Source organism: Streptomyces sp. SID3343, from assembly GCF_009865215.1.
Taxonomy (GTDB): Bacteria; Actinomycetota; Actinomycetes; order Streptomycetales; family Streptomycetaceae; genus Embleya.
The window spans coordinates 1-7756 of sequence record NZ_WWJX01000273.1 but is presented as its reverse complement, the minus strand read 5'-3'; the positions used below and the strand labels follow the sequence as shown (position 1 = coordinate 7756).

General features: G+C 69.8%; 7 protein-coding genes. 5 read left to right on the top strand and 2 right to left on the bottom strand.

Annotated elements, in window-relative coordinates; translation table 11 throughout:
* Positions 1–1051, top strand: a 1051-nt coding sequence (locus GT354_RS09530; RefSeq protein WP_237534557.1) for a peptidogalycan biosysnthesis protein, incomplete at its 5' end; no start/stop codon positions are given.
* 190 nt (positions 1052–1241) lie between these two features.
* On the opposite strand, the gene GT354_RS09525 is transcribed toward GT354_RS09530, so the two are convergent.
* Together GT354_RS09525 and GT354_RS09520 are read right to left on the bottom strand one after the other, a co-directional pair.
* Positions 1242–2237 (bottom strand): esterase family protein, encoded by a 996-nt coding sequence (locus GT354_RS09525; RefSeq protein WP_161355837.1) that lies wholly within the window; start codon positions 2235–2237, stop codon positions 1242–1244.
* Positions 2238–2540: 303 nt separating this feature from the next.
* The gene (locus tag GT354_RS09520) at positions 2541–3590 is read right to left on the bottom strand and encodes a phosphotransferase (RefSeq protein WP_161355836.1); all 1050 of its coding nucleotides are present in this window, start codon (positions 3588–3590) and stop codon (positions 2541–2543) included.
* Between the two features lie 299 nt (positions 3591–3889).
* Between GT354_RS09520 and GT354_RS09515 the strand changes: the two genes are divergently transcribed.
* The 4 genes from GT354_RS09515 to ctaD all read left to right on the top strand — a co-directional run.
* The gene (locus GT354_RS09515) at positions 3890–4513 is read left to right on the top strand and encodes an acetoacetate decarboxylase family protein (protein WP_161355835.1); all 624 of its coding nucleotides are present in this window, start codon (positions 3890–3892) and stop codon (positions 4511–4513) included.
* Positions 4514–4658: 145 nt separating this feature from the next.
* Positions 4659–5546 (top strand): SDR family oxidoreductase, encoded by an 888-nt coding sequence (locus tag GT354_RS09510; protein ID WP_161355834.1) that lies wholly within the window; start codon positions 4659–4661, stop codon positions 5544–5546.
* A 205-nt stretch (positions 5547–5751) separates the two neighbouring features.
* Positions 5752–6048 carry a hypothetical protein gene (locus GT354_RS09505; RefSeq protein WP_161355833.1) on the top strand — a complete coding sequence of 99 codons (297 nt, stop codon included), beginning with the start codon at positions 5752–5754 and terminating at the stop codon, positions 6046–6048.
* A 97-nt stretch (positions 6049–6145) separates the two neighbouring features.
* A partial coding sequence (gene ctaD, locus GT354_RS09500) for a cytochrome c oxidase subunit I (protein WP_161355832.1) occupies positions 6146–7756 on the top strand: 1611 nt, incomplete at its 3' end.

Genomic DNA, 7756 nt, shown 5'->3' with positions numbered 1-7756 from the left:
CCGACTCGAAGCCCTCCGACCCACCCACCTCGACCCGGATGTGACCGTGAAGACCGACATCCTCGGCAGCATCACCACGATCCCCGCCGCCGACTGGGACCGGCTCGCCCGACACGCGGGCCTGTACCTCTCCCACCGCTGGCTGGCCGGCCAGGAGACCGACGCCACCGCCACGGCCGGCTACGCGGTGGTCCGCGACGACGACGGCGCCCTGCTCGCCGCCGCACCGCTCTACCTGGTCCACACCGAACCCAACGCGTACTACGACCACCCGCCGACACCCGCCGACGGCGCCGACCGGCCGCGGGTGGTCGCGGGCGCCCGGCGCGGGTACCACAACACCCCGCTGACGGCCTCGTCACTGCCCGGCGACCGGCGCGAAGCGAGTCTGGCCCTGCTGCGCGCCACCGCCCGCACGTACGCGGCCGCGCACGGCACCACCCACTGGTGGCCGTATCTGACGGAGCCGGCCGCCGCGCTGCTCGCCCCGCTCTACGCCTCGGCGCCGGTGCCGGTGGAGGAGGACGCGGTCATCCCGCTCCCGGGCACCGGGTTCGACGACTATCTCGCGTCGCTGCCCAGGAAGCGGCGCATCGCCGTCCGCCGCGAGTGTCTCGACTTCCGATCCGCCGGTCTGCGCGTACGGCACCTGCCGCTGGGCGACTGCTTCCGGGACGTGGGACGGCTGTTGGCCGGCCTGCAGCAGTCCCACGGGCACGCGGCCGACACCACCGCCGCGATGACCGTCGTGCTGGAGCGCCAGGCGCAGGCCATGGGAGACCAGGCCCGCGTGGTCGCCGCCTACGACGGCCCCCGGATGGCCGCGTTCGGCCTGTACTACCACTTCGGCGACACCACATGGCTGCGCGCCGCAGGAACCGACCCGTCGTGCCCGGCACCCTTCGCCTACTTCAACGCCGCCTACTACCTACCCATCGAAGACGCCTACCGACAAGGCACATCGGCCCTGCACACGGGCATGAAGACCATCCACGCCAAACGACTGCGCGGCGCCCGCATCAGCGGTCTGTACTCACTCGCAGACCTCTGACGAAACACAAACGTCATCCCACGCCGAACAGCGAGCCCACCACAATCGGCCGCTTTCGGCCCGCCGATCCGGTCAGGACCTCGAAAGCCGGACACAGCGGGGCGGCGATGCGGTCCGCAAGAGCGCCGCGAGGGGGCGAGGCCACGGCCCAGGGGGCGGTGGCCTCGCCGGGGCGGGGGTGGTTGTGGTGTCAGGCCGCCGGGCGCAGGTGGGCGACGATGCCGTCGAGGTCCTGCTGGAAGTACTGCCACCGGAACACGTGTCCGCCGGGCGCCTCGTGAGCCTCGTAGGGGATGGCCGCCTGGTCGAGCAGGCCGCGGAACTCGCGCTGACCGGCGAGGACATGGCTCTCCTGCACGGCACTGAACCACGGGATCGACTCGGCGCCGGTTCCGGCCACCATGAAGAGCCGCTTGTTCTGATAACTGGGAATGCGCTCGACCGGATTGTCGGCGCTGACCCGGGCCTGGTTCCACAGGGGTACGCCGTAGATCGTGCCGCCGCCCAGTTCGATGGCCGCCGAGGAGGCGTTGGCCCAGTGGCCGACCGCGCCGATGTCCCGGCGCAGGCTGGCCGGACCGGAGTGGGCGCTGACCGAGCAGAAGTGGCCGTAGTACTTGGCGGCGTACTTGAGCGCGCCGAAGCCGCCCATCGAGAAGCCGGCCACCGCGCGGCCGTCGTACTCCGCGTGGGTACGGAAGTTCGCGTCGATCCACGGGACGAGCTGGGACATGTGGAACGTTTCCCAGTTGCGCGGCCCGACCAGCGACGTGACCGGGTTGGAGTACCAGCCTGCGCCGCCGCCGTCCGGCATCACGACGATGACCGGCTTGCCGGCGGTGTACGCCCGAATGCCGCCCGGCGAGTCGAAGTAGCGGAAGTCCGACGTCGTACCGCCGCCGTGGAACAGGTACAGGACGGGGTACGTGCGCCCGCTGGTGTGATAGTCGTCGGGCAGCAGGACGTTGACGCCGGGATTCCAGGCGATGGCGCTCGTGCTGAAGTGGTAATACCACATGCGCGGATCGCTCTCGCCGCGGTCCACGATGCGCAACCCGAAGCCGTCGCTTGCGGCGCCGGCGGACGTGGCGGACGCGATGACGCCCGCACCACCGAGGGCGACCGCCGCCGAAAGTCCGCCGACGCCCTTCAGGACGCCGCGGCGGCTGGGCCGGAACTCGCTCATGCTGTCCCCCGTGATCCGTTGACGGTGCGGATACGGCCCTCGACCGTCCGGCCGGCCGTCCGGCACCGGCCTCCCCCTCGTCCTGACGGACGCGCGAAGAGGCCGGCACCGGACGAGCCACCGACCGTAACGAGGCGACGACCGCATCCGATGCGCGATGATCACACACCAGAAGGTCACGATGGTCAATACCGAACGGAGCTGCGTTTTTCGCACCGCCAAGCAGCACCGAGCACGACAACTCCCTTACGCACCAAGGCGACACGTGACACCTACCGGGCTGCGGCCGGCGCTGCGGACGCATCATCGTGTCGAGGTTTCGAGGGCGTCCTCGATGTCGGCCAGGGCGCCGAGGAGGCGGCGGGTCATCTGCCACCTGCGATGCCAATAGCCGTCGAGGTCGGCCTGGTGGACCGGGTCGGGGCGTTCGTAGTGTTCGCGGACTCCGAAGAACGACTGCATGGCCTGCAGCAGGGCCATGCGCGCGCACGCGACGACCTGCTCGACGGGCAGATCGGGATTCTCGAAGCGATACGCGGCGACCGCGGTCAACGCGGTGGCGGGCCAGTCGTCGCCGGTGGCGACGGTCAGCGGATCGAACGCGATCCGGCCGAGTTCCCAGGCCGGTGGGGCGATGCAGTCGTGGAAGTCGATGACGGCCGCGATCGTGTCGTCGGGCGCGACCAGTACGTTCGGGCGGGTGAAGTCGTAGTGCACCGGCTGCACCACCACCCGGGGCAGGCCCGCGGTCAGGCCCGGCGCGTGTGCCACCAGGTCCGCGCGGCGGATCGCGACCTGCTCGCGCCGCGCGGCGTCGGCCGACGTTCGCGGCTCGCCGATCCGGCGCAGGACACCGTCCGCGACCCTCAGGGCACGGTCGGGGTCGCGGTCCCACCACAACGGCCGCACCGGGACCAGCCGTCGCGCCGACGGGTGGTTCGCGAAGACCCGGTGCAGACGCCCGAGCGTGAGGCCGAGGTTCTCGGCGAGGCGGGGAGTCCACGGGTGGGCGGAGGGGGCCGCGGTGACGAACTCCCAGACGGACAGGGCCGGTCCGGGCCCCGGGGAGATCACCCGGCCTACGTGGTCGGGCACGACGGCGGCGGTGGGGACACCATGTGCTCGGGCGTGCCGCGTCGACTCCACGCGTACGATCTGCCGCTCGATGTCCTGACCGGATCGATACACCTTGACGAAGGCGCGCCCGCCGTCCGACAGATGGGCCGTGAAGTTGTCGGTCTCCACCCCGAAGGGAATGCGCTCGACGGCGACCGCACGCAGACCGTACGCGTGGGCAAGCCTCGCCGCCAAGGCGTCCTCGACTCGGCCGGCGTCATCGTCGCGCACTGTCACCGGCGAAGCGTAGCGAGGCAGGCCACGTCAAGCCACGCTCGGCACGGCGTCGGGTCCTCCGAAGGAGGGAACGGGTGAGGCGAGGGTGCGATCGAGGGGGCTCGGCCCCGGGGGTGTCACACGCCGCTGTGTTTGTCGGCTCGTGCGTCCGTCTATCGTCCGTTCGTCCGTTCGTCCGTTCGTCCGTTCGTCCGTTCGTCCGTTCTTCGTTCCGGCCGCCCGTTCTTCGTTCCGTCCTTCCGTCCGTTCTTTCTTCCGTTCGTTCGTTCGGCCGTCTGTTCGTGATGAGGGGTTTGCGTGTGTCGGTCTATCCGCCGGAGCCATGGCAACTGTGTGGGCAACTCCACCTGTCGCTCTTCGCCGTCCCGAGGCGCCTTCTGTCCGTCGCGCCGCCGGCGGGGACTCGGCCCGTCTCGATCCTGGGGCGTCACCTGGTCGGTGCGGCCTGGGTCGTCTACGAGCCGGGGGGTGTGCTTGCGTATCGCGAACTGCTTGTCGCGGTGTTGGTACGGGAGGGGCCGCGCCTGAGGGTGCACATCTGCGATATCCGGGTCGACCATGCCGTCGCGCGCGACGGTGGCCGGGCCCTGTGGGGCATCCCCAAGGACCTGGCCCGCATCGACATCCGGCAGGACAGCGCCGGGCGGGTCGACGCGCGGGCGGAGACCACGCACCGCCACCTGGCCCGTGCCCGGTTCATGCCCCGCCTGCGGGTGCCCGGACGATGGTCCCTGGCCGGTCGAATCGTCCAGACCCTCGACGGCCGGCCCAAGACGAGCCGAGTACGCGTGCGCACCGGGCTGCGGATCGCTTCCGCCCGCTGGGAGTTCCCCCTCGACGGCTCGTTGGGGCCGTTGTCGGGTCGGCGCCGTCCCGTGGTGTCGCTGTCGCTGCGCGACTTCCGGCTGCGTTTCGGGGGCTGACCCGTTCCGCCGAGTGGTCGCCGAGTCGTCGCCGCGTGCGGTCGATCCGGTCCTGCCCAGGCATCGGAAGGCGCGGGTGGGGTACTGGCGACGTTTGCCCGGCCGTTCGGCTGAGTGTCACGCAGGTTGGGTGGAGGCGGGATCGATGCGGTGCTTGGACGGCAAGGTGGTCGCGGTGACCGGCGCCGGGATGGGGCTGGGTCGGGCGTTGGCCGTCGAGTTCGCCAAGCGCGGGGCTCGGCTGGCCCTCGCCGACACCGATCCGGTCGCCCTGGCCCGCACGGGCGAACTCGCCGCCGAGGCTGCCCGGGCCGGCGGCCCCGGGCCGCGCCTGACCGAGCTGGACGTGGCCGACCGTGACGCCGTGCGCGGATGGGCGGATGACACCGCGGCGCGTCTGGGAGGCGTGGACCTGGTGGTCAACAACGCGGGGGTGGGGGTGGTCGCTCCCTTCGAGGAGACGACCTGGGAGGACTTCGAGTGGCTGATGGGTACGAACTTCTGGGGGGTCGTCTACGGCTGCCGGGCATTCCTGCCGCATCTGCGCAGGTCCCGTGAAGGGCATCTGGTCAACGTCGCCAGCGTGTTCGGTCTGGTCGGCGTGCCGGCGATGGGCGCGTACTGCGCCTCGAAGTACGCGGTCCAGGGCTTTACCGAGGCGTTGCGGCACGAGTTGCGCTTGTCCCATGCGAACGTACGGGTGACGACGGTGCTGCCGGGCGGGATCGGTACCGGTTTCGCGCGCACCGCGCGCAAGTCGCCGAGTGTGGCCGGCGGCGCGTTGGCGGCTGTCAGCGCCCGCGTGGCACTCACATCGCCCGAGCGTGGGGCGGCGGTGATCGTGCGCGCTCTGCTGCGGGATCGGCGCCGCGTGCGGGTGGGACCCGACGCGGTGCTCATCGATCTCGGGCGCCGGATTCTGGGCCCGGGTGTGGACCCGCTGACCCGGGCGATCTCCGGCCTCCTGCTCCCGATCACGTGGAGCAGGCAACCACAACCGCCCGAGTCGGCCCACCGGAAGGCGGCCCGGTGACGCGCGTGCGTCCCGGTCGGGGCACAGCGGGTTCCGGGTAACCGAACGGCGTCGTGGGGGCCGCCGGTCGGGGACCTCGATCGAGGGCCGTCGGTCGGGGGCCGTTCGGGTGAACTCCGGGCGCCGGCGCGTGGATTGGCGAATTCCGGGGCAGGGGGCGCGCGTTTGCCGCGATGCGTTGTCGCGGTGTTGCGAGGAGGTGGCTGTGGACACAGGGACCCTGAGTGAGGGCGAGCGGCGGGCGTGGTGCGCCATCGCATCCGAGTTGCGGCTCGACGCCGGATCGCATCGATCGACACGGGCCGCAGCCGGGTCGTCCGCCGGGAGGCTTCGCTGGATCGCCGCCGTCACCGTCCTGCTTCCCGTGTCGTTGGGCTGCGGCGTGGTGGCGGCGACGAGGTTGGCGCACCCGGCGGTCCTCACCGCGGTCGTGTCGCTCGCCGTTCTGGGAGCGCTGCCTTTGACCGCGTGGCTCGTACGAGACCGGCGCCGCCGCCCGTGATCGACGCCGCCGCTCCTCTCGCGCACCGGTCGACCGTGTCGAAGCGGCCCTTCCTCTCCGCTACTCCCGCTACTCCCGCTACTCCCGTGGAGCGTGCATGACCGACGTCCAGACTCCCTTGGCGCCTTCCCCACCCGACGCCGTGGCTCCGCGCTCGTCTCGTCGTGGGGCGATCGTGGTGAAGTGGTTGACCACCACCGATCACAAGACGATCGGCAATCTGTATTTCACGACGTCGTTCCTGTTCTTCCTGTTCGGTGGCTTGCTCGCGTTGGCGATCCGGACGGAGTTGGCGCGCCCGGGCACACAGTGGTTGTCGAACGAGCAGTTCAATCAGGCGTTCACGATGCATGGCGCGATCATGCTGTTGATGTTCGCCACGCCCTTGTTCGCCGGGTTCACGAACTGGATCATGCCGTTGCAGATCGGCGCGCCCGACGTGGCGTTCCCGCGCCTGAACATGCTCGCGTACTGGCTCTACCTGTTCGGGTCGCTGATCGCGGTCGCCGGATTCCTCACACCGCAGGGAGCGGCCGACTTCGGCTGGTTCGCGTACACCCCGCTCAGCGGTGTGGTGCGTTCGCCCTCCGTCGGTGGCGACATGTGGATCATGGGTCTGGCCCTGTCCGGGTTCGGCACCATCCTGGGCGCGGTCAACTTCATCACCACCATCGTGTGCATGCGCGCACCCGGGTTGACGATGTTCCGGTTGCCGATCTTCTGCTGGAACGTCCTGTTGACCTCGGTGCTGGTCATCATGGCCTTCCCGGTCCTGGCCGCGGCCCTGTTCGCGCTGGAGGCGGACCGCAAGTTCGGTACCCACGTCTTCGATCCCGCCAACGGCGGGGCTCTGCTGTGGCAGCACCTGTTCTGGTTCTTCGGCCACCCCGAGGTCTACATCATCGCGTTGCCGTTCTTCGGCATCGTCACCGAGATCCTCCCGGTCTTCTCCCGCAACCCCGTCTTCGGTTACAAGGGCCTGATCGCCGCCACGATCGCCATCGCCGGCCTCTCGGTCACCGTCTGGGCCCATCACATGTTCCCCACCGGCGCCGTGATGTTGCCGTTCTTCTCCTTCATGACGTTCCTCATCGCCGTGCCCACGGGTGTGAAGTTCTTCAACTGGATCGGCACGATGTGGCACGGATCGCTCTCGTTCGAGACGCCCATGCTGTGGTCGATCGGATTCCTGGTCACGTTCCTCTTCGGCGGCCTCACCGGCGTCGTTCTCGCCTCACCCCCGCTCGACTTCCACGTGACCGACACCTACTTCGTCGTCGCTCACTTCCACTACGTCGTCTTCGGCACCGTCGTGTTCGCGATGTTCGCCGGATTCCACTTCTGGTGGCCCAAGTTCACCGGCAAGATGCTGGACGAGCGGCTCGGAAAGATCCACTTCTGGACGCTGTTCGTCGGTTTCCACACCACCTTCCTCGTCCAACACTGGCTCGGCGCCGAGGGGATGCCGCGCCGCTACGCGGACTACCTCGACTCCGACGGGTTCACGACGCTGCACACGGTCTCCAGCATCGGCGCGTTCCTGCTCGGCCTGTCCACGCTGCCTTTCCTGTTGAACGTCTGGAAGACACACAAGTACGGACGCAAGGTGATCGTGGACGACCCTTGGGGCTACGGACGCTCGCTGGAGTGGGCCACCTCCTGCCCACCACCCCGACACAACTTCACCAGGCTTCCCCGGATCCGTTCC

Coding starts and splice junctions, on each gene's coding strand:
- GT354_RS09525 (WP_161355837.1), bottom strand. CDS start 2,237: ATGAGCGAGTTCCGGCCCAGCCGCCGCGGCGTCCTGAAGGGCGTCGGC.
- GT354_RS09510 (WP_161355834.1), top strand. CDS start 4,659: ATGCGGTGCTTGGACGGCAAGGTGGTCGCGGTGACCGGCGCCGGGATG.